Origin of the sequence: Aminobacter aganoensis, assembly GCF_014206975.1 — a bacterium.
Taxonomy (GTDB): domain Bacteria; phylum Pseudomonadota; class Alphaproteobacteria; order Rhizobiales; family Rhizobiaceae; genus Aminobacter; species Aminobacter aganoensis.
This window is the reverse complement of the sequence record NZ_JACHOU010000008.1, coordinates 78,377-102,834: the sequence shown is the minus strand read 5'-3', so window position 1 is coordinate 102,834 and position 24,458 is coordinate 78,377. Positions and strand designations below refer to the sequence as shown.

The following is a 24,458-nucleotide window of genomic DNA, read 5'->3' as shown; positions in this document are numbered from 1 at the left end:
CCGCCGGGCACATTGGGACGTCCGGTCATCAAGATGAGACGGTCGGTCAAGGTAGATGGCCGCCGTCTCATGTAGAGATCATTCGTGTTCTCACTTGCAAATCTTGGGGCCTGTTTTGAAAAATCCTTCCAGAATTACTGCGATTTCCGCCATCTTTTTCCTGGGGCAAGCTTCGGCGCAAGCCGCCGATGTCCTCAGCGAGCCGGTGCCGGCGCCGGTTGAGGAACGCTTCGCCCGTGACTGGAGCGGCTTCTATATCGGCGTGGCAGGCGGCATCGGCGGTGGCGAGTTTGACAATTCCTACGTCATCGCCACCGAGGTTGGCCCGATCGGCTACTTCGCCAGCGACCGGGCGTTCGGTGGTTTCGGCGGTGTCCAGGTTGGGTACAACCACCAGATCGCTCCCAACTGGATGGCTGGCGTTGAAGCAGACTTCTCCTTGTCCGGGATCAAGGCCGAGCACAGCGAGACGACTGACGACTACAGCTCTAACTATGCGATCCAGATCGACTGGTTCGGGACGCTGCGCGGCCGCCTCGGTTACACCCAGGACAATGTCCTGTTCTACGGCACGGGCGGCGCCGCCTATGGCAGGATTGCGTATTCCGACCAAACTAGCGACGGCTACAACGAATCGCTCAGCGACACCAGTCTGGGCTGGACCGCCGGCGCCGGCGTCGAACATGGCATCACCAGCGACATCACGCTGAAGACCGAATATCTTTATGTCGATCTCGGCAGCCTGAAGTCGACGAATCTCATGTTCACTGGAGATCGGATCGAAATGAATACCGCCTTCCATACGCTCAAGACCGGCCTGAACTACAAGTTCTGAGCCGGGTCGCAGGAGATGACGAGGCGGCCTTCAGGCCGCCTTTAGTTTGGCACGACCGTCCGCAGCTCGCGCATCTCAGGCGCGGGCCGCCGCGAGCCAGGCTTCGACGATTGCTCCTCCGTTGCCACCGCCGTGCCTCAGCATGGTCTCGTATGTCGCCATCCGCATTGATTCTCCGGCGAGGGTGCGGACGGAACTCGGGCTGATCTGATATCGCTTGTGGAAGGCGCGGCTGAAGTGGGCCTCGCTGCGAAATCCATGATTGCGGGCGATGGCGGCAATCTTGTGGTCCGGTGTCGAGCGCAGGATGCTCTGCAAGCTGCCCCTCAGCCGCTCGGCGAGCATCCAGCGCTGAACGCCGCCATACGGCTCGAACAGGCGGAACAGCTTCGATCGGGAGACACCCAGGGCGTTGACCAGCTCATCCGGGCCGAAGTCGGGATCGGACAGGCTCTGTCGCGCGGTCGATGACGCGCGCTGGAAGAGGAAGCGCCTGTCGCGCCTCTCCCGCGTCGTCGGGGTGGCATAGGCGGCCGCGGCAAATTGCAGGATGCCGTCGACCGTCACCTGGCCCTGGTGGACGCTGAGCCCGTCGATGTGCTCCGCCAACGCCTTGATCTGGGTTCCCAACATGGCGCCGGTGGGGTCGTTTGCCGTCAGCACGAGACCATGCGCGTTGTTCTGAAGCTCGGCCGGCACGCTGGCCTTGTCGAATGTCAGCGTGATGGCCTCGAAGCCTGAAGTCTGGCTCTCGTACGGCAACGAATAGTCGACGACGACGATGTCTCCGGGCTCATGCTCCTGGACCAGTCCGTCGTAATTGCTCGTCACCCGTCCCGACAGGACCATGAACAACACCATATGCGGCGTCGGCCGCTCGTCGATGACCTGTTGCGTCCGCGACATCGCCATCGCCGAGCCGCCGCTCACGTGCAGAAAGGCACCCGGAAGCTGCCAGCTGGAGCCATGGAAATCAAAAAGCGCGGGGTCGGCGTCCTCGGGCAAGGAGCAGTCGACAAGCAGAGAAATCGCCTTCTTCCAGGCGGCGAAGCACTCCGCGCCAGGCGGAAATGGCCATTCCTGTCGCTGTGGCGTTGCCATGGTCGCTCCAAGCCCCGGTTTGACTTCTTTCATCCCCCTGCATCGGCAGCGCCGATCAAGCAATATGAGGTGATCTGCAACTATCGGAGCAGTCAATAGCTTGGGACGCTTGGTCAAGCGGTTGAGACGCACAGTCATGACCATTGGCCGGCCGCGTTCTGCTTTCCACCAAACCTCGTCAGTCGAGGTTGGTCCCGCCGAGGCGGGGCCGGCTGCGCGTCGAGCACGCCCAAGGCGTACACACCGGCGCTGACCATGTCCGCCATAAAACCTCATCCTTCATGATTTCCAGCAGTCTGAAAGTTGCGGATGCCAGTGCCGGTGGATGATCAGCGGTACGTCATCGAAATATCAGGTTGCGCATCTGATGCATCAGTTGTAAGCAGTCTTTCCGATGGATCATCGGCTCACCCGCGGCGAAAACCTGGCTTCGGGAGTGACAGGATCGTTTGGTGCCGGCCCGAAAGCCGCACTGGTGCATGAGGGGGGAGTCTCGCGCATGTCTTCAATCAATCGTCGTGATCTCATGGCTGCCGCGGCTGCCGTCGCTTTGGCGTCCTCATTCGCCCTGCCGGCCTGGGCGCAAGAGCAGCCGAAGCTGGAGTTCCTCTATTCGCCCTATGCCGACTACGCGCCGTTCTTCGTCGCCAAGGAGTTCGGATTCTTCGATGAGTTCGGCGTCGAGGTGACGCTCTCGCCGAAGGGCGACACGGCGGAGACCATCCAGATGCTCGCCTCCGGCAACATCGAGGCCGGCGGCGCGACCTGGGGCGCCAGCCTCTTCAACGCGCTCGATCGAGGCGCAACCGTCGCGATCATCGCTACCTTGGCCCGGATGCCGGCCACGGTTCCGTCGCCATCGCCCTTCATGGTCTCGCAGGCGGCCTGGGACGCAGGGATCCGGACCGTCGCCGACCTCAAGGGCAAGCGCGTCGGCATTCCCGGCCCGGGAGGCTTTGGCATGTACTCCGTCGCCAAGGCCCTGGAGAAGGGCGGGCTGACGATCGAGGACGTCGAGGCGGTCTTCCTGCCGCCCCCCGCCACTGCAGCCGCCTTCGCCAATGGCGCCCTCGAAGCGGGGTGGAGCATCGAGCCCTTCGCCCAGCAACTCGAAAAGCAGGGGTTTGGCCGCCGGCTGGTCGAGGATCATACCTTCGGCACCGAGCTTGGCCTGATCGCCTTCAACCAGGATTTCGTCGCCGCGAACGAGGAGGCGGTGGTGCGCTTCATGGCGGGCTATCTCAAGGCTGCCCGGCTGCTCGATAATGGCGGATGGAAGGACGACAAGGTCGTCGAGGTCGTGTCGAAATACACCGGCACCGAGCCCGATACGCTGCGCGGCATCCCCTATACCGTCCGTTCCGAGGACGGCGCCATCGACATGGCTTCGGTGCGCGAGCAGGAGGAATTCTTCCGCAAGCGCGGCGCGCTCGAATATGAAGGCCAGGCCAAGATCGACGCCGTCTATCGTCTCGACCTGCTGAAGAGCGCCAACGACCTGCTTGCAAGCAAGAAGTGATGGAAATCGTGCGCGAGATGCATGCGGCTGCGGCGGAAGCGCTGCCGCCGGCCATCGAGGTCAGCCATTTGACCAAGGCCTTCTACGACAGCGAAGGTGACCGCGTGACCGTGGCCGTCTCCGATGTCAGCTTCTCGGTGGCGCGCGGTGAATTCGTCTGCATCGTCGGCCCGAGCGGCTGCGGCAAGACCACGGTACTCCGCATCCTGGCCGATCTCGAAGAGAAGCTCGGCGGCACGGTGAAGCTGCACAGCACGACCCCGCCGGCCATGGTTTTCCAGGAGGCCTCCGTTCTGCCCTGGCTGACGGTGTCGGAGAACATCGCCTTTCCGCTGAGCCTGAAGGGCGTGTCCCGCGCGGAGCAGGAAGCGCGCGTGCGCGACCTCCTGGCGCTGACGGGCCTCACTGAATTTGCCAAGGCCCGCCCGCACCAGCTCTCCGGCGGCATGAAGCAGCGCGTTTCGGTGGCCCGCGCCCTGGTCGACGACCGCGATATCCTGCTCATGGACGAACCCTTCGGTGCGCTCGACGAGCAGACCCGCCTGGTCCTGCAACAGGAGCTGCTGCGGATATGGGAGACGACCGGCAAGACCGTGGTCTTCATTACCCACAGTGTGGACGAAGCGCTGACGCTGGCCGATCGTGTGCTCGTCATGTCGCCGCGTCCCGGCACGTTGGTCGCCAATCTGATGGTTCCCTTCGAGCGGCCGCGCGACGTTGTCGAGATGCGCCGCGACAAGCGGTTCTGGGACATGACTTACGAGGTCTGGCGTCTGCTGGCCTCGCCTGCGAGGGACTGAGATGAGCGTCACTCCCACTCTGACGGAAGAACAGTGGCGTCGGCTCAAGGCACCGGCGCGCCGGGAACGGATATTCCGCATTGCCTCCTATTTCAGCCCGCTGCTGCTGTTGCTGCTGTGGGAACTGTCGAGCCAGTTCAACCTGATTGACCGGCGCTTCTTCCCGGCGCCGAGCGCGATTGCCGGCACCGCTTGGCGCATGATCGTAAGCTTCGAACTGTTCGAGCACATAGGTGCTACGCTGCGCCGCGTCGGCATCGGCTATGTCATGGGTGCGGTGCCCGGCATCGTCATGGGACTGATCCTGGGCCTGTCGCGACCGGCTCGCCGGCTGCTGGGTCCGATTTTCTCGGCGCTCTATCCCGTGCCGAAGATCGCCATCCTGCCGCTGATCCTGCTGATCTTCGGCGTCGGCGATGCATCGAAATTCGTCGTCATCGCCATCGGCGTGTTCTTCCTGATGTTCTACAACACCATGGGCGGGGTGATGCAGACGCCCCAGATCTACATGGACGTCGCCAAGAATGCCGGCGCGACCAGGCTGCAGATCTTCCGGCGCATCGCCTTCCCGGCGGCGTTGCCGAGCGTATTCACCGGGCTTAAGCTCGCCGCCGGTTCGTCCTACATCATCATCGCGGCCGCCGAGTTTCTTGGCGCGCGCAGCGGCGTCGGCTTCTTCATCTGGGCGTCGTGGCAGACCTTTGCCGTGTCGCGCATGTTTGTCGGCATCGTCGCCATCTCGGCCATGGGCTATCTCACCATTCTCGCGCTCGAGGCGCTGGAGCGGCGTTTCGTGCCCTGGGCCAAGCACTGAGGGGCTGAGGAGCAGACGCCATGACCGTCGAGGCTGACGCAACCGCCCACGCACCGGTTTCGGAGCGCATCTACCTGGCGCTGCGCCAGGAGATCATGCGCTGCGAGATCGTGCCGGGCACGACGCTCGACGCGGCGTCCATCGCCAGCCAATACGAGGTGTCGAAGACGCCGGTGCGCGACGCGATGCAAAAGCTCGCCGCCGACGGTCTGGTGACCATCCTGCCGCGCAGCGGCTATCGCGTCGCCCCGATCACGTTCCAGGCCGTGCATGACATTCTCGACATGCGCGCGGCGATCGGACCGCATGCGGCGCGGCAGGCGGCACGCTATGCCACGCTGGCCGAAATCGCCCTGCTGCGCCAGATCGTCAGGGAATACGCCGCGCCGATGGACATCGGCACCATGCAACAGGTGGCGCGGCGCTTTCACCTCGCTATCGCCCGCTGCAGCCGCAACAAGCGAGTCGTTGCGCTGTCGGAGAGCCTGTTCGACGAGCTCGAGCGCCTGCTGCGCTTTGCCATCGATTTCACCGTAAAGGCAGGCGAGCATTCCGACGAGCACACGGCGCTCGTCGATGCGATTGCAGCCGGCGACGGCGAGAAGGCCGCCGCCATCGAGTTTGCCCATATCAAGCACGCCAGGGAATTCCTGATCGAGCGGCTGATGACGCTGGGTTACCTCTCGGAAAATGAAATCCAGCTTGGCGCCGCAGCACGGAGCCCGGGCGAATGATTGCATTTCCCGATGCGGTCGGCCGGCTGGCCGTGGCGCTGGGCGGCAGCCCGGCAGCCAAGTTCGCGGCCTCGGCCCTGGTCGAGGCCGATGCGCTCGGCCTGCCACGCTTCGGCATCGCCATGCTCGACGAGTGGACGGCCGATGCGGCCCCGGTGCCGACGGGCGCGAGTCCGCAGGCCATAAGCTGGGTAGATGCCTCCTCCTGTTTTGCGCCGCTCGCTGTCGCCAGCGCCACGCTCGACGTGGCCGAGGCGGCCCGGCAGTTCGGCATCGCCGCTGTCTTCCTGCACGGCGTCAGGGGTTTTGGCCGGCTCGCCCCCTTCGTTCGCCATCTCGCCGATGCCGGCCTGCTCGGCATTGCTGGCGCTGAAGGGCCGCCTTTCGTCGCGCCGCATGGCGGCACCCGCCCGGTTATCGGCACCAACCCGCTGGCACTCGCCATGGGACAGGGCAGCGATCGGGTCGTGATCGACGTCGCCACAAGCACCGCCACGATGGCGGATATCCGCAATGCCCGCGCCTCCGGCACGCCATTGCCTGACGGGATCGCCCTGGACGGCGACGGACGACCGACCAGCCTCGCCACTGATGTTGCAGCGTTGCTGCCACGCGGCGGCCAGGTCGGCTCGCTGCTGGGGCTCGTGGTCGAGCTCATGGCCGGTGTCGCCGGCGGGGGCCGGGGTGACCCGAAGGGTCGGGGCGTGTTCATCCTCGCCTTCGATCCCGTCCGGCCCGGCGAAGGTGTCGATTGGAATGCCAAGCTCGCCAGGCTGAAGAGCGACTGGACGAATGGCGGCGGTCACTGGCCACGCGGCGGCAGGCAGTCGGCCCAAGCCGTGCTGGAAGATGATTTCGCGCAGCGTCTCGACGCCTGTCTCGCCCGCATGACCGGCCAGCCGGGCCGATGATCGCGCCGGCGCTCCACCTGCAGAGATTGTGACCCAGATGACGACAAAGCCAGTTTCCGCACCTGTGTTTTCCATCGAACCGGTCGATGGCCTGATCGATGAGCCGCGCCGGATCGTCGTCTCCGGTCTTGCTCCCGACGAACTCGTTGCCATTTCCGCCCGTACGGCACGCGCACGCGGCGTTACCTGGATGAGCCAGGCGACCTTCATGGCCGACGCCGAGGGCGTGGTCGACCTGAAGCGTGACGCCCCCGTCGGCGGCGATTATGCGGAAGTCTCGGCCATGGGCCTGATCTGGGGCCAGCAACCAGTCGACAGCACGAGCGCCGAGCTCTTTCCCGACGACGTCATGCAGCCCCTGCAAACGACGCTGACGGCAGAAACCGCAGATGGCGTCCGGGCCGAGGGCAAGCTCGCCCAGGGATTTGCCGCAGCTGGCGTGGAGCGGCGGGAAGTTCGCGAGAACGGACTGGTGGGCACGCTGTTCACGCCGGCGGGACCGGGCCCTCATCCGGTCGTGGTGGTGCTCAACGGCTCGGGCGGCGGCATCAACGAACCGCGCGCGGCACTTCTTGCGTCGCGCGGCTACCGGGCTTTCGCGCTCGGCTATTTCAAGGCACCGGGCCTGTCACCCTTCATCACCGAGACGCCGCTCGAATATCTCGAGACCGGCCTGCGCTGGGCGCACCGGGAACTGAAGCCAAAGGACGGCTTCGTTGCGGTCAGCGGCCAGTCGCGCGGCGGCGAACTCGCACTCCTGCTGGGCGCCACCTTCCCGCATCTGGTCTCCGCCGTGATCGCCTTCGTGCCCGGCGCCATGGTCCACGGTGCTCAAGGAGCCGGCGATCCCGCCCGTGGCGGCTGGCAAGGCACGACCTGGACCCGGGGCGGCATTCCGCTGCCGCATCTGTGGCAGGACAATGCCGCCGTGCACTGGCACCCCTGGGCTGGCGATACCCCGCCCAGCCGGCACCACTCGGTCTTCTTCGAAGGGTTGAAGGACACAGCACTGGCAGAGCGCGCGCGCATTCCGGTCGAGAACATCGCTGGCCCGGTGCTGCTGATCTCGGGCCGCGACGACCGCGCCTGGCCGTCCAGTCTCTATTCCCGCATGGTGGTCTCGACGCTGCGGAAGCATGACCATCCTCACCTGGTCCGCCATCTCGACTTCGACGATGCCGGCCACGCGATCAACCTGCCGATCGTGCCGTCGACGCAACTTAGCCGCCTGCATCCGGTCTCGAAGGTGCCCTACACCAATGGCGGCACGCCCTCCGGCAATACCAGAGCCGATGACGGCTCCTGGCGCGGCATGCTCGCCTTCCTGGGCGAGGCCGCCGGTTCTGCCGGCCAAGGCGCAGCCAGCCGGAATCCCCATGCGCAAGCAGACAGCTGAATTCTTCGAAAGGGAGACGAACATGCCCACAAAAGAACATTTGGAAGGCCAGTGGCGTGAATGGCGCTACGCTCATGTCGCCACGATGTTCCGCCCCTATGGCTGGACCTCGCTGGTTGCCCAGTACTGGCTCGAAGCCGACGACAAGGATGTCAGCTTCGACATGTTGCCCGGCACATGGTCGGTCGAAGACGGCCGGGTCATGTTCACGCCACCGGCTTCCGGTCCGACCCTCACGGTGAATGGCAGGTATCCGACAGAGCCGGTCGAAATCATCCCGGGTCGCAACCAGACCTACGGCCACGGCAAGAGCGAGCCGGTCTATTTCGGCGTGAACGAGGTCGAGACGATCCTGCGCAGCAAGCATGACGGCCAGTCCCTCTATGGCGTGCGCGTGCGCGACCCGCGCGAGGCGACGCGCCTGGAGGACGCCGGCGTCACCGCTTTCGATTATGATCCTGCCTGGCGGGTCCCCGGCATCTACACGCCGACCGAGATCACCGACTACGAGGCCGAAACCGTGGAAGCCGGCGTGCGTGAATCGACGCCACGCATCGGCACCTTCACGTTCGAGCACAAAGGCAAGAGCTACAGCGTCCAGTTGATCGGCAAGGACACGGCGACCGGCGTGCAGCCTGTCGCGCACATTCGCGACCGCACCAGCGGCCCTGTTACCTATGGTGCCGGCCGCGTCATCGAGTTGCAGTTCGCCGATGACAAAAACAGCCGCATCGACTGGATCGATTTCAACTACGCCGTCGCGCTGCCCTGTGCCTTCACCAACTTCGTCACCTGTCCGCTGGTCCCCCGTGAGAACCAACTCGATTTCGAGGTCCTCGCCGGCGAGAAGCGTCCGGCGCAGGACATAGCGCGCACGATGACCTACCAGACCGGAACAAACGGCGCGGCCTGATACCCACGGATCGCACGCAGATGTCCATCACAGGCTGATGGACACCTGCGGACCTTCAACGCGAGCAGACGGGAGGCAACCAGCTGTCGGCCTACGGCCCGATCCAGACGGTCAATAGCCGGCCACCGGGCATCAGTTGCCAGGAGAAAAAATGAAAATCCGCTGGTGGAGCTGAGGAGGATCGAACTCCTGACCTCGTCATTGCGAACGACGCGCTCTCCCAGCTGAGCTACAGCCCCGTCCAGCGGATGGCCGCATTTATTGACGGTGGGCGGCTTCTGTCAAGCGGCACGTGACGCAGGGGCGGCATGGCCGACGCGCATTGCAATGGCAATTGCCAGGCCTTGGGCGCGTTGGCCGATCGGGCCGCTATGCGAAGGTCGGCGTTCAACATGCGCCGGCAGCGCCTCCCTCTCGCGACCCTGCTCCAGCCTGATCCACCGGGGCGCACCCCCTGGTCCCGGCCATGGCCGGTGTTGCGATCGACACGGCCCAGGCGACCGGGGCTTGCCGCAAAAGCATGCAATGGCTAAATGTCGGCAACACATTGGAGAACGGCATGCTCGCCCTCATTCAGACGATCGTTCTGGCCCTCGACCTCTACTGGTGGATCATCATCGCCTCGGCGATCTTCTCCTGGCTCTATGCCTTCAACGTCGTCAACTCGCGCAACCAGTTCGTCGGCACCATCGGCAATATGCTGTTCCGCCTGACCGAACCGGCGCTGAAGCCGATCCGCCGCTTCATGCCCGACCTCGGCGGCATCGACATTTCACCGATCATCCTCTTGCTGCTGCTGTTCTTCGTGCGCCAGTTCATCCTGACGACGGTGCTGCCGCTCGTCATCTGAGCGGCCTGCCGGTGGCCGGCTTCTTCCGGGAATGCCGTGACGGTGTCGAGGTGTTCGTGCGGCTGACGCCGCGCGCCGCAAAAGATGCGGTCGAAGGCCTTGAGACGACCGCCGACGGACGCAGCCACCTTGCGGCACGGGTTCGCGCCGTGCCGGAAAAGGGTGAGGCCAATGCCGCGCTGGAAAGGCTTTTGGCCGCGTCGCTCGGCATTCCCAAAAAATCGGTCTCGGTGGTTGCCGGCGGCACATCGCGACTGAAGACGGTGCGGATCGTTGGCCATCCGGGAGACCTCGCGCCCGGGCTTGCCCTTCTGGCCGGACGGAAAGCCTGAGATCCCTGGATCGGGCGGCGGCGAGGGGGCATACTCGCGGCCGGTGGCGTGGCAAGATCGCCCATTGCCGGGGAGGCCGAGATGCGGAAACTGGTTCTGGCTGGCGTTCTGGCGATGCCCTGGCCCGTGGCGGCGGCGGAAGAAATCTCGAGCGCCTACACCGAGATCAGGACCGAGCAGGATTGCGTGACCTACGAGAAGGCCGGCGCCGACGACGGCGATTTCGCCAATTTCGCCTGTGCGGGATATCGCGGTTATCCGGTGCTGATGTTCACCGGCGACCTCAGGGAGTCGATGTACTACGGCTTTCCGCCAGCCAATCTCGACGGCGTGCCGTGGCAGAGCTTCGGTACCTTCAATTCGACCGGCGGCAGGATCGAGTGGCGTATTTCCAGCCATGACGGCCTGTCCGTACCGTTCGCGACCATCCATCGCTGGTATGTGCAGGACGAGGCCAGCGATGCGAAGCAGATCGAGGTGCTGGTGGTGGCCAAGGTCGGCCAGCCGGGCAAGGCGGATGGTTGCGCGGTCGGGCTTGTGCTGGCGACGGGAAAGCCCAATGCCAACGAGCTGGCACGAAAGATCGCCGACGAACAGGCCCGTGATTTTGCTTGCGGGGCCGACGAGCGGGTGCTCGTCGGCGAGCCCATTCCCGAATTCATCTCGGTCGACAGGACGGCGAACTAAGGCGCGGACGGCTGGACCGTCCGCGCCTTAAGATTGACGGGCTCCGGTCCGGAGCGAAAAGCCTCAGGCCTTCTGCTGCTTGGCGCGCTCGATCGCCTCGACGATCATCTTCTTGGCGTAGGCCGCATCGTGCCAGCCCTCGATCTTGACCCACTTGCCGGGTTCGAGATCCTTGTAGTGCGCAAAGAAATGCTCGATCTGCTTGAGGGTGATCTCGGGCAGGTCGGTGTATTCGTGCACGTCCTCGTAGCGGCGCGTCAGCTTGGGCGACGGCACGGCGATGACTTTCTCGTCCTGGCCGGCATTGTCTTCCATGACCAGCACACCGATCGGGCGCACATTGATGACGCAGCCGGGGATGAGCTGGCGCGTGTTGCAGACCAGTACGTCGATCGGATCGCCATCGCCGGAAAGCGTATGCGGCACGAAGCCGTAGTTACCCGGATAGTGCATCGGGGTGTAGAGGAAGCGGTCGACGACCAGCGTGCCGGCTTCCTTGTCCATCTCGTACTTGATCGGCTGCCCGCCAACGGGCACCTCGATGATCACGTTGACGTCTTCGGGTGGATTCTTGCCGATCGCGATTGCATCGATGCGCATGAGGGAAGCTCCAGATTAAAGGTGCCTCCCGATAAACGCGTTGGGTCGCGTGTGCAATGCAATATTGATGTCCGGAGGCTGCGACGAAAGGCGAGCCTTTCCCATCACTCCCAGACGAAAGCGACTTTCTTCAGTGCTTTCTGGTCGAAGACTTCGACGCCCTCGGCGATGTCGCGGCCACCGGCGCCGGCGTAGAAGGACAAGGCGTTCTCGTTTTCCTCGAGTGCCCAGACCACCATGCCCTTGAGGCCGTGGTCGGCGAGGCGCTGGCGGGCGGCGGCAAACAGCCGGCTGCCGAGGCCGATGCCCTGGCATTCGGGGCGCAAGTAGAGTTCGTAGATCTCGCCCTGCTGCTTGAGCTCGCGGGCGCGGTTGCGGCCGAGGGTGGCGTAGCCGGCAATCTTGCCGCCGATCTCGATGACCAGCACGGTGGCGGCGCGACGGATCGCGTTGGCCCACCATTCGCCGCCGCGGCGGTTGATCATGGCGGTCAGGGCGCGATGCGGGATGATGCCGGAATAGGCGCCGCGCCAGGCCTCATGATGCACTTCGGCGATGGCATCCGCGTCGCGGGGCTCGGCTTTCCTGATGTCGATTGTCAGCGTGTTCATAGTTTCTTAACCATAAACCGCGTTTCGGCCGTTGCAAAGAGTCCGCCGATGGGCCGACGGGCCTTTCACAGGATTGGGAACGAGATCGGCGCGCAGTGTGTCCGAATGGACTCAGCTGATGCCGGCCGTGTCAAATTTCGACGAGATGGTCGTCGAGCTCGTTGACGTCGCTTGCCGACACGGGGAAATGCCGGGACAACAGGCCGCCGACGGTGGCGATGGCGGCTACGAAGCCGTCCGCGAGGCGGTTGTCGCGGGCTTGCGCGGTGAGGTCGCGGACGATTCCGTCCCAGGTGTCCTGCGGCACCTTGGCGTTGATGCCGGCGTCGGCGACGACCTCGGCATAACGTTCGGCCAGCGAAACGAAGATCAGGACACCAGTGCGTTCGCTGGTCAGATGGACGTTGCGGGCGAGGAACTGCCTGAGCGCATTGGCATGTGCCGCGCGCCAGAGCAGCCGGCGCGGCGCCAGCCAGAGGCGCAGGCCAGGCAGCCACCACAAAAGCGCGCAGGCGGCGGCGACCGCCAGCAACTGGACGACGACGAAATGCGGCAGCCTGACCGCGATCCACCAGTATTCGAGGGCGAAGGCAGCGGCGAGGCTGACGAGCAGGATGCCCAACGTGACGGCGAAGGCGGCGGCGAAGAAATAGCCGTCGCTGCGGCGGGCGACGACGCAGTAGATCTCGCCGGCCGTTGCGGCCTCGGCCGCGCGGATCGCCGCTGCGATGCGTTCGTGGTCGCCGGAATTGAGGGTCGCTTCTGTCATGTTGTCCTACCAGCTTCCCGAAGAGCCACCGCCGCCGGAGGAGCCACCGCCACCGGAAAAGCCGCCTCCGCCCGACGACCAGCCGCCGCCACCGCCGCCGGAAGACCAGCCGCCTCCGCCCGAGGTCCAGCCGCCGCGCGACGAGGAGCCGGAGCGCTGGTTGTAGTTGAAGGTCATGCCCAGCCATTCGTAGCGGCCCGGACCGAGCTTGCGGCCATAGATGCGCGGCAGGATGGCCATGGCCATGCCGCCGAAGAACAGGGTCGCCCACAGCGCGATGAAAACGAAGAAGATGATGTCGTCTTCGCTCATGCCGGAGATGCCGGTCTGCTCGTTGCGCTTGGCACGGGCCTCGAGTTCGGCACCTTCGCCCTCGACCACCATGACGATGTCGTCGACCGCCTTGGAGATGCCGCCGGAAAAATCGCCGGCGCGGAAGGCCGGCACCATGGTGTTTTCGATGATCAGCTTGGTATGCAGATCGGTCAGCACGCCCTCCAGCCCATAGCCGACCTCGATGCGCATGCGCCGGTCGTTGGGCGCGACGAGCAGCAGCACACCGTTGTCTTCGCCGGCCTGGCCGAGCTTCCAGGCGCGAAACAGCCGGTTGGCGTAGGGCTCGATTTCTTCGCCGTCGAGGCTGGGAATCGTGGCGACGACGATCTGGTCGGAGGACTTCTGCTGGAAGGCTTCGAGCTTCTGGACGAGTTCGACCTTTGTCGCGGGATCGATGATGTTGGCGTCGTCAACCACACGGCCGGTGAGGGCGGGAAGCTCGGCGGCGAGGGCAGGGGCTGCGAACAGCAGCCAGGCGCCAGCAAGCGCTACAAGCAGCCGGAACAGTGTCCTCATGCGAAGGATACGCTGCCCCTCATCCGCCTGCCGGCACCTTCTCCCCGTGAAGGACGGGGAGAAGGGACAAGCGGCCACGTCGGCGCCTCCCTCTCCCCGTTTACGGGGAGAGGGTAAGGGTGAGGGGCATGGCTCTTCCGTTAGCGAGAAATGCACTGCTGGGTTCCCGACGGCCGCGCGTCACCCACCCTGCTTGGTGCCGAAATTCACCTTCGGCGCCTCGAGCTTGTCTTCGGCGACGGTGAAGTTCTGGAACGGCTCGTTGCGGAACCAGAAGGTGTTCCAGAGCATGGCGGGGAAGGTCTTGAGCGAGGTGTTGTAGACGCGAACGGTCTCGATGTAGTCGCGGCGGGCGACCGCGATGCGATTTTCGGTACCTTCGAGCTGCGCCTGCAAGGCGAGGAAGTTCTGGTTGGCCTTGAGGTCGGGGTAGTTCTCGACGACGGCGAGCAGGCGCGACAGCGCGCTGGTCAGTCCGGCCTGGTTTTCCTGGAAGGCCTTGAAGGCATTGGGGTCGGTCAGCGTCTCGGGCGTCACGGTGACCTGGGTGGCCTTGGCGCGGGCCTCGACAACGCCTTCGAGCACGTCCTTCTCGTGCGAGGCGTAACCCTTCACGGTTTCGACGAGGTTGGGGATCAGGTCGGCGCGGCGCTGGTACTGGTTCAGCACCTCGCTCCAGGCGGCCTTGGCCTGTTCTTCCTGCGTCGGGATGGTGTTGTAGCCGCAAGCCGACAGGAGCGGCATCACAAGCAACATGAGGATCGCCGCCGGACGGAAACGGAAAGCGGGAAGTGCCGGCGAAGCTTGCATCTGCATTGGAATGTCCCCTCGACAAAGCGCCTGATGGCACAGCATTATCACAAACATGCGCGGAGAAAACCGTTCGCGCCATGGCGATGATGCCGGGAGAGTTTTGACGATGGCTTCGCCGAGAGACAGCGACGGTGAAAAGGAATCGCGCCGTATCCTCGACCGCATCGCGCGCGAAAGCGACCCGGGCGGCGCCTCCTTCGTGGCGCGCAAGGCCGACGAGATGCGTAACCATCTCGCGGCCGCCGATGTCGACAAGGCCGATCCGATCGAGCACCTCGGGACGCGCATCGGCCGTATCCTGGGCTTCGTGCTGACGGTCGGCCTGGTCCTGTGGCTGATCAACTATCTCGTTCGAGGCGGATGACTTCATGATAATTCAAGGCGAGACAGCCGCGCCACGCGCGGTGATCGTGGTGTCGAGCCATGTCGCGCGGGGCTCGGTGGGCAACCGTGCGGCGGTGTTCGCGCTGGAAACGCTTGGGCACCCGGTCTGGGCGGTGCCGACCGTCATGTTGCCCTGGCATCCGGGGCATGGCCGGGCGACGCGCATCGTGCCGCCGACCGACCAGTTTGCCGCCTTCATGGCCGATCTCGAAAGGGCGCCGTGGCTGGGCGAGGTAACCGCCGTTCTGTCTGGCTATCTCGGCGAAGCCGGCCAGGTGGAGGCGGTCGCGTCTCTGGTCGAGACGGTGAAGGCGAGGAACCCGCAGGCGCTCTACATCTGCGATCCGGTCATTGGCGACAAGGGCGGGCTCTATGTTGCGGAAGCGCTGGCGTCGGGCATTCGAGACCGGTTGCTGCCGCTGGCGGACATCGCCACGCCCAACCGCTACGAACTGGAATGGCTGACCGGCACCACGCTCGACGACATGCGCACGACCATGGCGGCAGCGCTCGCAGCACCGCCGCCGACGATGCTGGTGACATCGGCCCCGGCAATGATGGCCGGCGGCACCGGCAACCTGCTGGTCACCGAGACACAGGCACTGCTGGCCGAACACCGGACCGTCGAGCGCCCGCCCAACGGGCTTGGCGACCTGAGTGCCGCGGTGTTCCTGGCGCGGCTCCTGGCCGGACAGCCGGCAGCCAAGGCGCTGCAGTCGACCACGGCGTCGGTCTACGAGATCCTGGCGCGCACGTCGAAACGTGGCGGCGACGAGTTGCAGCTCGAAACCGATGCGCAGAGCCTGTCGCATCCGATGGCACAGGTCGAACTGCGCACGCTGATCCATCCCTCCAGGCGCCGAAAACCCGATCAGGATTCTGGGGCGTGACAATTGTCGGCGTCGACGGCTGCAAGGCCGGCTGGATCGCGGTGATCCGCAACGACGCTGCGACGAAGGCCGAGGTTTTTGGCAGATTCATGGGACTGCTGGCGGCATTGCCCGATGACGCGGTCGTTGCCGTCGACATGCCGATCGGGCTTCCCGATTTCACGACCAGGGGCGGACGCGGGCCTGAGGCGCTGGTGCGGCCATTGCTCGGCCAAAGGCAGTCGAGCGTGTTTTCGATCCCGTCACGGGCGGCTGTCCATGCCGAGCCGGCAGCCTTCACCGACCTTGAGAGCTGGTATGCGGCCCATCGCAAGTCGAGCGAGGTGGCGATGCAAACGTCGGAACCGCCGCGCGGCGTGTCGATCCAGGCGTTCGGCATTTTTTCCAAGATCCGCGAGATCGATGCGCTGATGCTGGCCCGGCCGGAACTGCGCGGGCGGGTGATCGAATCGCATCCCGAGGTGGCGTTCTGGCGGCTGAACGGCGGGCAGGCGATGAGCCTGCCGAAGAAGATCAAGGGCAGCGTGAATGCCGCCGGCATGGAAGAGCGCAAGGCGCTGCTGGCACGCTGCGGTCATGACCGCGGCTTCCTCGATCAAGCGCCGCCGCGCGGGGCTGCATCGGACGATTTCCTCGATGCCTGCGCGATGATGCTGGTTGCACAGCGCCACGGGCACGGAGAAACGATGAGCTTTCCGTCGCCGCCCGGGCGGGATAGCCATGGCATTCCGGTCGCGATCTGGGTTTAATGCCGTCATCCGACACGGAGGCGTGCGATGAGACCCATTCGTGCGATGGCGGCGGCCCTGGCCTTGCTGGCGACCGTCAGTGCGGTGGCGCAGGAGAGCATCGTCGACCGCTGGTACGCGGCGCTGCTCAAGGCCGACGGAGTGGCGCTTTCAGCAATGCTGGCCGACAATGCCACGATCCGGCTCGACGACATCGGCGTGACCCAGACGAAGCAGGAGTTTCTGGCCTCGATGGGCGAGTGGCAGGTGGCCGTGAAGGGCGCCACCATCCGACACAAGATCGAGGCCGAAATGGGCGACACGGTTGCCGTGCGGACCTGCTACGACTTCCCCAACAACGACATGACCATGCGTGAGACCTTCACCACCAAGGACGGCGTCATCGTCGCCAACACGCAGATGACCATCGGCGAGAACTGCGACGGCTTCTGAGCCTATTTCAGGCGCGTCATCAGCGTCGGCTCGGGCAGCCGGCGCCAGATCAGCCATGACAAGATGGCGGTGAGCCCCATCAGCGGAATGACCGTGGCCAGCGCGTTGATGGGGTCGCCCATCCAGGCGGACGCCGCGCCGCCGACCATGCCGGCACCCATCTGGAAGAAGCCCATCATTGCCGAGGCGGCGCCAGCATTGCCGGGGAATGGAGCAAGGGCGGCCGTCATCATGGCCGGCATGACCATGGCGATGCCGAAGGCGTAGATGCCGACCGGGACCATGACGCGCAGGAAGGTGGGCTCGTAGGCCCTGAGCACGATGGCCATGGCGATCGAGCCGACGGCGACGAAGAACAGGCCGACCGGCACCATGCGCGCCGCGCCGTAGCGCGGCATCAGCTTGCGCATGATCAGCGCGCCGGCCATGAAGTTAGCGGTCTGCATCAGCATTCCGACGCCGAACTGGGTGGCGGTCAGGCCGACGCGGTCCATCAGGATGAAGGCAAGCACCGTCGCCTGGGTGTAAATGGCGCCCGAGGTTCCGGCGATGACAAGGCTGCACAGGACGAAATACGGGCTGCGCAGTACCGAGCCATAGGACCTGGCGAGCGCGGCCGGGCGGATGCGGCTGAGATCGCGGGTCACCGTTTCGCGCAGGGCGAAGATGGTGACCAGCATGACGACGATGCCGAGCAACACCATGACGACGAAAATGGCGTGCCAGCCGAAGAATTCCATGGTCAGGCCGCCGAGCGTCGGGGCGATGGCCGGGCCGAGCGCCAACAGGATGCCGATCATGTTCATGATGCGGGTCGAGCGCTCGCTGGTGAAGACGTCGCGGACGACCGCGCGCGACACCGACACGCCGACAGCGGAGCCGACCCCTTGGAGAAAACGGGCGGCGATCAGGGTTTCGATGTTGGGCGCGACCAGCGCCAGCACCGATGCGGCGAGATAAATTGCCATGAAGACAAGGGTGATGGGACGGCGGCCGAAGCCGTCGGAAAGCGGGCCGCAGACGAGCTGGGCGAAGGCGAAGCCGCCGAAATAGAGCGACAGCGTCATCTTGACGGCCGCCTCGGTGGTGCCGAAGGCCTGGACGATCTCGGGCATGGCCGGGGTGAAGAGCGCGAGCGAGATCGGGCCGATGGCAACCATCAGGCCGCCGATCAGGGACACCCGGCGTTCGCTCATGATCGGCGCGGAGACGGTTGCCAGCGGTTCGGCGGCTGAAATGTCAGGACGCATGTTCATGCCGCCGTGCTTTCGGTCGACTGGGCTTCGGTCCGGGAGGCGAGCAGGTTGGCGCGGGCGGACCTGAGGGCGGCGAGAAGGCGCTGCCAGTCGTCGGGATCGATCCCTTGCGCGGCATCGCTGCGGATGCCGGCGGCGATGGGTTCGATCTGCGCGACCACCGCCGAACCCGCGTCGGTGAGCTTGACGAGCTTGGCCCGCCGGTCGGCCGGGTCTGGCTGGCGCTCGACATATCCCTTGCCTTCGAGCCGGTCGAGTAGCCCGCTCAGCGTCATCGCCTCGATGCCGAGGCGCTCGGCAAGCGCGGTCTGGCGGAGCGGGCCGGCGCGGCGGACATTGAACAGCACGCGGCCTTCGCCAGTGGTCAGGCCGAGGCCGGCCTCGCCAGTGCGGCGGTCCATCTCGGCGCGGATGATGCGCGACAGGTCGTTGACGATGAAGCCGAACGTGTCGGTTTCGCTGCTGTTCGGCATTTGATAAGTAATCCTTATTATATGGAATACTTAGTTTACCGTAGGCGACGAGTCAATGCGGTTGCGCAGCTTCCGGTCCGGCCCTACATCGAAGCTGTCCGCACCGAACGCCAATCAAGGAAGCTTTCCATGTCCGTCACGATCGATCTCGCGCGCCATCCGTTGACCCATTGGGCCGGGCCGCTGGGCCTGCCGGATTTCACCAGGATCGCGGACGGCGATTTCGGACCGGTGTTCTACGCGGCACTTGCTGCGCATGCCGCCGAAGTCGATGCGATCGCGGCCAATGCCGAACCGGCGACGATTGCCAATACGCTGGAAGCGCTAGAGCTCGCTGGCGACGCGCTCGATCGTGTGTCGTCGATCTTCTGGTGCCGGGCCGGCGCCCACACCAATGACGCGATCCAGGCCATGGAGCGCGAGATTTCGCCGAAGATGGCCCGGCACTTCTCGGCCATCTCGATGAACGAGAAGCTGTTCGCCCGCATTGACGATCTTTATGCGCGCCGTGCCGCGCTCGGCCTTGATGCCGAGACGCTGCGGGTACTGGAAAAGACCTGGAAGGGCTTTGTCCGCTCCGGCGCCAAGCTCGATCCCGAGGGCAAGCAGCGGCTTGCCGCGATCCAGGAGGAACTGGCTTCGCTGGGCGCCAGGTTCGGCCAGAACGTGCTCGCCGACGAGAAGGAATGGGTACTGTTCCTCGACGAGGCCGATCTTGCGGGGCTGCCCGAGTTCGTGCGCGGCGCGATGGCCCAGGCGGCGGAGACGCGCGGCCACAAGGGCAAGTATGCCGTCACCCTGTCACGCTCGATCTATGAGCCTTTCACCACCTTCTCCGAGCGGCGTGACCTGCGCGAAAAGGCCTTCAAGGCATTTGCCGGACGCGGTGAAACGGGTGGCGCGACCGACAATGCCGGCGTCGTGCGCGATACGCTGCGGCTGCGGGCGGAAAAGGCGAAGCTGCTCGGCTACGACAGCTATGCGTCGCTGAAACTCGACGACACCATGGCCAAGACGCCGAAGGCGGTGATGGAACTGCTGGAGCCGGTGTGGAACAAGGCGCGCGAGAAGGCGGCCGCCGACGAGGCAGAATTGCAGAGACTGGCGGCAGCGGCCGGCAGCAACGACAAGCTCGCCGCCTGGGACTGGCGCTTTTACCAGGAGAAGCTGCGGGCCGAGAAGTATGCCTTCGACGAGGCCGAGCTGAAGCCCTATCTCCAGCTCGAAAAGATCATAGACGCCTGCTTCGACGTGGCGACCAGGCTGTTCGGCGTCACCTTCAAGGAAAAGCCGGGCATTGCCGCCTGGCACCCGGATGCCAGGGTTTTCGAGGTTTTCAACGCCGACGGCAGCAAGCGTGGCCTGTTCCTGGCCGACTATTTCGCGCGGCAGTCGAAACGTTCCGGCGCCTGGATGAGTTCGCTGCAGTCGGGGCACAGGCTGGGCAAGGGGGCAACGCCCTTCATCTACAACATCATGAACTTCGCCAAGCCGGCGGCGGGCGAGCCGGCGTTGCTGTCGCTCGACGAGGCCAAGACCCTGTTCCACGAGTTCGGCCACGCGCTGCATGGCATGTTGACCGACGTCACCTGGCCGTCGGTCTCGGGCACCTCGGTCAGCCGCGACTTCGTGGAACTGCCGTCGCAGCTCTACGAGCACTGGCTGACGGTGCCGGCGGTGCTGGAGAAGCACGCGCTGCACTACAAGACAGGCAGGCCGATGCCGAAGGAACTGCTCGACAAGATGCTGGCGGCCAAGACCTTCGGCGCCGGATTCGCCACCGTCGAATTCACCTCGTCGGCGCTCGTCGACATGGCCTACCACGCCCGTCCCGATGCGCCGGCGGAACCGGCGGCCTTCGAGGCCGAGACGCTGGAAAAGCTCGGCATGCCAGAGGCGATCGTCATGCGCCACCGCACCCCGCATTTCCTGCATGTGTTCTCAGGCGAAGGCTATTCGGCCGGCTACTACTCCTACATGTGGTCGGAAGTGCTCGATGCCGACGCTTTCGCCGCCTTCGAGGAAACGGGCGATGCGTTCAATCCGGCAATGGCGGAGAAGCTGCGCAAGCACATCTACTCGGCCGGCGGTTCAGCCGATCCGGAGGAGCTCTACAAGGCCTTCCGCGGCAAGATGCCGTCGCCCGAGGCGATGATGGAAAAGCGCGGGTTGAACTGACTTTTAGGCTTGGTAGGCACTGCGGGCTGCCCCCACCTCTAACCCCTCCCCACAAAGGGGAGCGGAACTTGAGGGCTTCGCATGCCGAGCTCTTTCGTTGATGTCTTTGCACTGCCTTGACGTTTCATCGGAGGTGGCGAGAGGGCGTCCCCCTTGTGGGGTGGGGGACGGGTGGGTGTATCAACACCACCAAGAGCATTAGGAATAGGACAAAGATGGAACTACCGGCAGCATTGCGGGCGGCGGTCGACCGGGCGCTGGAAGGCGTGCCGCTGGCCGAGTTGCAGTGCGCCGCCGACACGCTGTCGAGCCGCTATCGCGCCGAGACGCGCGATGGCCGCCTGCACCTGTCCGACGAGATGTTTGCCCGTGCCTATCTGGCGACACGGCTGCCGGCGACATTTGCCGCGGTCAGGGCGAGCCTCGAGAGCGCGGCCGAGCTTATGCCGGATTTCGAGCCGAAGAGCCTGCTCGACGTCGGCGCCGGGCCCGGCACGGCACTTTGGGCCGCCGCCGACTGCTGGCCGACGCTTGCCTCGGCGACGATGCTCGAAGCCAGCCAGCCGATCCGGAAGGTCGGAGAGGAGCTTTCGGCGCATGCGGGTGTCGATGTCGAGTGGCGAGCAGCGGATGCCTCCAAGAGCTTCGACGCCGAAAAAGCCGAACTGGTGACGCTGGCCTATGTGCTGGACGAGCTTTCGCCGGCCGAAGGGCTGACCCTGATCGAGCGGCTGTGGGCTGCGACCTCGGGGCTCTTGGTCATCGTCGAGCCGGGCACGCCGGCCGGCTGGCGACGGATCGTCGGGGTGCGGTCGCGGCTCGTCGAGCTGGGTGGGCATCTGGCGGCACCTTGTCCGCACAGCCAGGCCTGCCCGATCGTCGAACCCGACTGGTGCCATTTTTCGCGGCGCGTGGCGCGCTCGCGCGTTCATCGCCTGACCAAGCGCGGCGACGTGCCCTGGGAAGACGAGAAGTACATCTTCCTTGCGGCATCGCGCCTGCCCGCCGACACGCATGCCGCCCGGGTGCTGGCGCCAGCGCGCGGCGGCTCGGGAAAGATCCAGCTGAAGCTTTGCCAGAGCGATGGCTCCCTCGTCGAAAAACTCCTGACCAAGCGCGACGGCGACCAGTTCAGGACGGCGCGCCGGGTCGACTGGGGCGACATTTTGTAGCCTTGCGGGGCGAAGGAAAATCAGTCGATTTGCCCGCCCCCCTTTCGCATTTGCGAAAAAAGCTGTATGAGCCCGCCCACACGAAACGCGGCGCGTCGACAGGCAGTGCCCGCAACGCTCCCGAGTAGACATATGAACCTCCGCAATATCGCGATCATCGCGCACGTCGACCATGGCAAGACCACGCTCGTCGATGCGCTCCTCAAGCAATCCGGTTCTTTCCGTGAAAATCAGCGCGTCGCCGAGCGCGCGATGGACTCGGGCGATATCGAAAAAGAACGCGGCATCACCATCCTGGCCAAGGCGACCTCGGTCGATTGGAAAGAGACCCGCATCAACATCGTTGACACGCCGGGCCACGCCGATTTCGGCGGTGAAGTCGAGCGCATCCTGTCGATGGTCGACAGCGCCATCGTGCTTGTCGACGCTGCAGAAGGCCCGATGCCGCAGACCAAGTTCGTGGTCGGCAAGGCGCTCAAGGTCGGCCTCCGCCCGATCGTCGTCATCAACAAGATCGACCGTCCCGACGCCCGCCACCAGGAAGTCATCAACGAGGTGTTCGACCTGTTCGCGGCGCTCGACGCCACCGACGAGCAGCTCGACTTCCCGATCCTCTACGGTTCGGGCCGCGATGGCTGGGTTTCCGAGAATCCGGAAGGCCCGAAGGACCAGGGCCTGGCACCGCTGTTCGACCTCGTGCTCAAGCATGTTCCGGCGCCGACGGTTAATCCCGGCCCGTTCCGCATGATCGGCACCATCCTCGAGGCCAACCCGTTCCTCGGCCGCATCATCACCGGCCGCATCGAGGCCGGCACGCTGAAGCCGAACCAGGCTGTCAAGGTGCTGCACCATGACGGCACGCTGCTGGAAAACGGCCGCGTTACCAAGATCCTCGCCTTCCGCGGCATCGAACGCCAGCCGATCGAAGAGGCCCACGCAGGCGACATCGTCGCCATTGCCGGTCTTTCGAAGGGCACCGTCGCCGACACCTTCTGCGATCCGTCGGTGAACGCGCCGATGGCCGCGCAGCCGATCGATCCGCCAACCGTCACCATGTCCTTCATCGTCAACGATTCGCCGCTGGCCGGCACCGAGGGCGACAAGGTGACCAGCCGCGTCATTCGCGACCGCCTGATGAAGGAAGCAGAAGGCAACGTCGCGCTCAGGATCGAAGAGTCGCCGGACAAGGACTCGTTCTTCGTGTCCGGTCGTGGCGAATTGCAGCTTGCGGTGCTGATCGAAACGATGCGCCGCGAAGGCTTCGAGCTGGCCGTGTCGCGTCCGCGCGTGGTCATGCAGAAGGATGAGAACGGCGAACTGCTCGAGCCCGTCGAAGAAGTCGTCATCGACGTCGACGAGGAGCATGCCGGCGTCGTCGTGCAGAAGATGTCGGAGCGCAAGGCCGAGATGGTCGAGCTGCGTCCTTCGGGCGGCAACCGCCAGCGCCTGGTGTTCCACGCGCCGACGCGCGGCCTGATCGGCTATCAGTCGGAGCTGCTCACCGATACGCGCGGCACGGCCGTCATGAACCGCCTGTTCCACTCTTACCAGCCCTACAAGGGCGAGCTGCCCGGCCGTACCAATGGCGTGCTGATCTCCAACGACCAGGGCGAGTCGGTGGCGTTCGCCATGTGGAACCTCGAAGATCGCGGCCCGATGGTCATCGACGCCGGCGTCAAGGTCTATCAGGGCATGATCATCGGCATCCACAGCCGCGACAATGACCTCGAAGTCAACGTGCTGAAGGGCAAGAAGCTGACCAACATCCGCGCCGCCGGCAAGGATGAAGCCGTTCGCCTGACGCCGCCGATCCGCATGACGCTCGAGCGCGCCCTGGCCTGGATCCAGGACGACGAGCTGGTCGAGGTGACGCCGAAGACCATCCGCCTGCGCAAGCTCTATCTCGACCCGAACGAGCGCAAGCGCTTCGAAAAGTCGAAGGGCGCGGCATAAGCCAACCCGACATGAACCAAAAAAGGGCGTCTCCACTGGAGGCGCCCTTTTTTGTTTGCAAGACAGGATCGCGTCGATTGTCACATCTCGATGATCGGCGCCACCTCGACCGAACCGCCGGCGGCAAGGATCGGGCAACCCTTGGTGATGCGCGCAGCGTCGGCGGCATCTTTCGCATCGAAGACCGAGTAGCCGCTCACCGGATTGGCGCCGCCATCATTGCTGACGGCGCCATTGGCGGCGACCGTCTGGGACGTGCCGACCGGTGCACCGCCATCGACGACGGCCGCTCCCAGGGCGGCAAACCAGTCCATCCAGGCCTTCATCACCGTTGCGCCTTCTTCCTGCGACTGCGGTATCGCACCGCCGTGATAGACGAAGAGAAACTTGGCCATGACATACCTCCCGTGGCGTGCCGACAGGCCGGCCACCCG

At 65.0% G+C, this 24,458-nt stretch carries 27 protein-coding genes and 1 tRNA gene; 18 read left to right on the top strand and 10 right to left on the bottom strand.

Features of this window, described 5'->3' with window-relative positions; all coding sequences use genetic code 11:
- Positions 1-115: 115 nt before the first annotated feature.
- Positions 116-835, top strand: a complete 720-nt coding sequence (locus GGR00_RS16605; protein ID WP_246441412.1) for an outer membrane protein — start codon at positions 116-118, stop codon at positions 833-835.
- Between the two features lie 75 nt (positions 836-910).
- Here GGR00_RS16605 and GGR00_RS16600 read toward each other — a convergent pair whose 3' ends face one another.
- Complete coding sequence (locus tag GGR00_RS16600) at positions 911-2,080, bottom strand: AraC family transcriptional regulator (RefSeq protein WP_246441411.1); 1,170 nt, start codon at positions 2,078-2,080, stop codon at positions 911-913.
- Between the two features lie 355 nt (positions 2,081-2,435).
- On the opposite strand from GGR00_RS16600, the gene GGR00_RS16595 reads away from it, so the two are divergent.
- From GGR00_RS16595 to GGR00_RS16565, 7 genes are read left to right on the top strand one after another with little or no spacing between them, the layout of a single operon-like run.
- On the top strand, positions 2,436-3,455 hold the full coding sequence (locus tag GGR00_RS16595) for an ABC transporter substrate-binding protein (protein ID WP_244487814.1): 1,020 nt from the start codon (positions 2,436-2,438) through the stop codon (positions 3,453-3,455).
- Positions 3,455-4,255 carry an ABC transporter ATP-binding protein gene (locus GGR00_RS16590; protein WP_055975084.1) on the top strand — a complete coding sequence of 267 codons (801 nt, stop codon included), beginning with the start codon at positions 3,455-3,457 and terminating at the stop codon, positions 4,253-4,255. Before GGR00_RS16595 ends, GGR00_RS16590 begins: the two co-directional genes overlap by 1 nt.
- A gap of 1 nt (position 4,256) precedes the next feature.
- A complete protein-coding gene (locus tag GGR00_RS16585; protein WP_055975081.1) occupies positions 4,257-5,069 on the top strand; it encodes an ABC transporter permease in 813 nt (270 codons plus the stop codon).
- 20 nt (positions 5,070-5,089) lie between these two features.
- Positions 5,090-5,803, top strand: coding sequence for a GntR family transcriptional regulator (locus GGR00_RS16580; RefSeq protein WP_055975078.1), 714 nt, complete (start codon positions 5,090-5,092; stop codon positions 5,801-5,803).
- A complete protein-coding gene (locus tag GGR00_RS16575) occupies positions 5,800-6,714 on the top strand; it encodes an Ldh family oxidoreductase (RefSeq protein WP_055975075.1) in 915 nt (304 codons plus the stop codon). Before GGR00_RS16580 ends, GGR00_RS16575 begins: the two co-directional genes overlap by 4 nt.
- Before the next feature lie 37 nt (positions 6,715-6,751).
- Positions 6,752-8,110: an acyl-CoA thioesterase/BAAT N-terminal domain-containing protein gene (locus tag GGR00_RS16570; RefSeq protein ID WP_055975072.1), complete on the top strand. Its 1,359-nt coding sequence runs from the start codon at positions 6,752-6,754 to the stop codon at positions 8,108-8,110.
- Between the two features lie 22 nt (positions 8,111-8,132).
- Positions 8,133-9,023, top strand: a complete 891-nt coding sequence (locus GGR00_RS16565) for a DUF1684 domain-containing protein (RefSeq protein WP_244487813.1) — start codon at positions 8,133-8,135, stop codon at positions 9,021-9,023.
- Between the two features lie 163 nt (positions 9,024-9,186).
- Here GGR00_RS16565 and GGR00_RS16560 read toward each other — a convergent pair.
- Positions 9,187-9,262: transfer RNA gene (locus tag GGR00_RS16560), tRNA-Ala, on the bottom strand.
- Between the two features lie 320 nt (positions 9,263-9,582).
- Between GGR00_RS16560 and GGR00_RS16555 the strand changes: the two genes are divergently transcribed.
- From GGR00_RS16555 to GGR00_RS16545, 3 genes are all read left to right on the top strand, one after another.
- A complete protein-coding gene (locus GGR00_RS16555) occupies positions 9,583-9,873 on the top strand; it encodes a YggT family protein (protein ID WP_055975475.1) in 291 nt (96 codons plus the stop codon).
- A gap of 11 nt (positions 9,874-9,884) precedes the next feature.
- Complete coding sequence (locus GGR00_RS16550; RefSeq protein WP_055975040.1) at positions 9,885-10,205, top strand: DUF167 family protein; 321 nt, start codon at positions 9,885-9,887, stop codon at positions 10,203-10,205.
- Between the two features lie 81 nt (positions 10,206-10,286).
- Positions 10,287-10,892: a hypothetical protein gene (locus GGR00_RS16545; protein ID WP_055975036.1), complete on the top strand. Its 606-nt coding sequence runs from the start codon at positions 10,287-10,289 to the stop codon at positions 10,890-10,892.
- Positions 10,893-10,955: 63 nt separating this feature from the next.
- Here GGR00_RS16545 and ppa read toward each other — a convergent pair whose 3' ends face one another.
- From ppa to GGR00_RS16520, 5 genes are all read right to left on the bottom strand, one after another.
- Entirely contained in the window at positions 10,956-11,492 is a 537-nt protein-coding gene (gene ppa, locus GGR00_RS16540) for an inorganic diphosphatase (RefSeq protein WP_184700035.1), read from the bottom strand.
- Between the two features lie 104 nt (positions 11,493-11,596).
- Positions 11,597-12,103, bottom strand: a complete 507-nt coding sequence (locus GGR00_RS16535; protein WP_055975030.1) for a GNAT family N-acetyltransferase — start codon at positions 12,101-12,103, stop codon at positions 11,597-11,599.
- 130 nt (positions 12,104-12,233) lie between these two features.
- The gene (locus GGR00_RS16530) at positions 12,234-12,872 is read right to left on the bottom strand and encodes a TPM domain-containing protein (protein WP_184700034.1); all 639 of its coding nucleotides are present in this window, start codon (positions 12,870-12,872) and stop codon (positions 12,234-12,236) included.
- Between the two features lie 6 nt (positions 12,873-12,878).
- The gene (locus GGR00_RS16525) at positions 12,879-13,724 is read right to left on the bottom strand and encodes a TPM domain-containing protein (protein WP_184700033.1); all 846 of its coding nucleotides are present in this window, start codon (positions 13,722-13,724) and stop codon (positions 12,879-12,881) included.
- A 180-nt stretch (positions 13,725-13,904) separates the two neighbouring features.
- Positions 13,905-14,540, bottom strand: coding sequence for a LemA family protein (locus GGR00_RS16520; RefSeq protein ID WP_184700032.1), 636 nt, complete (start codon positions 14,538-14,540; stop codon positions 13,905-13,907).
- A 103-nt stretch (positions 14,541-14,643) separates the two neighbouring features.
- Between GGR00_RS16520 and GGR00_RS16515 the strand changes: the two genes are divergently transcribed.
- Genes GGR00_RS16515 through GGR00_RS16500 form a run of 4 tightly spaced genes read left to right on the top strand, consistent with a single transcriptional unit; the run spans position 14,644 to position 16,992 of the window.
- Complete coding sequence (locus tag GGR00_RS16515; RefSeq protein WP_055975022.1) at positions 14,644-14,901, top strand: hypothetical protein; 258 nt, start codon at positions 14,644-14,646, stop codon at positions 14,899-14,901.
- Between the two features lie 4 nt (positions 14,902-14,905).
- The gene (gene pdxY / locus GGR00_RS16510) at positions 14,906-15,811 is read left to right on the top strand and encodes a pyridoxal kinase PdxY (protein ID WP_184700031.1); all 906 of its coding nucleotides are present in this window, start codon (positions 14,906-14,908) and stop codon (positions 15,809-15,811) included.
- On the top strand, positions 15,808-16,560 hold the full coding sequence (locus GGR00_RS16505) for a DUF429 domain-containing protein (RefSeq protein WP_184700030.1): 753 nt from the start codon (positions 15,808-15,810) through the stop codon (positions 16,558-16,560). Before pdxY ends, GGR00_RS16505 begins: the two co-directional genes overlap by 4 nt.
- Positions 16,561-16,587: 27 nt before the next feature.
- On the top strand, positions 16,588-16,992 hold the full coding sequence (locus GGR00_RS16500; protein WP_184700029.1) for a nuclear transport factor 2-like protein: 405 nt from the start codon (positions 16,588-16,590) through the stop codon (positions 16,990-16,992).
- Between the two features lie 2 nt (positions 16,993-16,994).
- Here GGR00_RS16500 and GGR00_RS16495 read toward each other — a convergent pair whose 3' ends face one another.
- Together GGR00_RS16495 and GGR00_RS16490 are read right to left on the bottom strand one after the other, a co-directional pair.
- The gene (locus GGR00_RS16495; protein WP_184700028.1) at positions 16,995-18,248 is read right to left on the bottom strand and encodes a multidrug effflux MFS transporter; all 1,254 of its coding nucleotides are present in this window, start codon (positions 18,246-18,248) and stop codon (positions 16,995-16,997) included.
- Positions 18,245-18,721, bottom strand: a complete 477-nt coding sequence (locus tag GGR00_RS16490; protein ID WP_055975007.1) for a MarR family winged helix-turn-helix transcriptional regulator — start codon at positions 18,719-18,721, stop codon at positions 18,245-18,247. Before GGR00_RS16490 ends, GGR00_RS16495 begins: the two co-directional genes overlap by 4 nt.
- Positions 18,722-18,850: 129 nt before the next feature.
- On the opposite strand from GGR00_RS16490, the gene GGR00_RS16485 reads away from it, so the two are divergent.
- The 3 genes from GGR00_RS16485 (at position 18,851) to typA (ending at position 24,024) form a co-directional block, all read left to right on the top strand.
- Positions 18,851-20,899, top strand: a complete 2,049-nt coding sequence (locus GGR00_RS16485) for a M3 family metallopeptidase (RefSeq protein WP_184700027.1) — start codon at positions 18,851-18,853, stop codon at positions 20,897-20,899.
- A 215-nt stretch (positions 20,900-21,114) separates the two neighbouring features.
- A complete protein-coding gene (locus tag GGR00_RS16480; RefSeq protein ID WP_055975000.1) occupies positions 21,115-22,071 on the top strand; it encodes a small ribosomal subunit Rsm22 family protein in 957 nt (318 codons plus the stop codon).
- 132 nt (positions 22,072-22,203) lie between these two features.
- Positions 22,204-24,024 (top strand): translational GTPase TypA, encoded by a 1,821-nt coding sequence (gene typA, locus GGR00_RS16475; RefSeq protein WP_055974997.1) that lies wholly within the window; start codon positions 22,204-22,206, stop codon positions 24,022-24,024.
- Positions 24,025-24,104: 80 nt separating this feature from the next.
- On the opposite strand, the gene GGR00_RS16470 is transcribed toward typA, so the two are convergent.
- Positions 24,105-24,419 (bottom strand): YciI family protein, encoded by a 315-nt coding sequence (locus GGR00_RS16470; RefSeq protein ID WP_184700026.1) that lies wholly within the window; start codon positions 24,417-24,419, stop codon positions 24,105-24,107.
- Between the last annotated feature and the right edge of the window lie 39 nt (positions 24,420-24,458).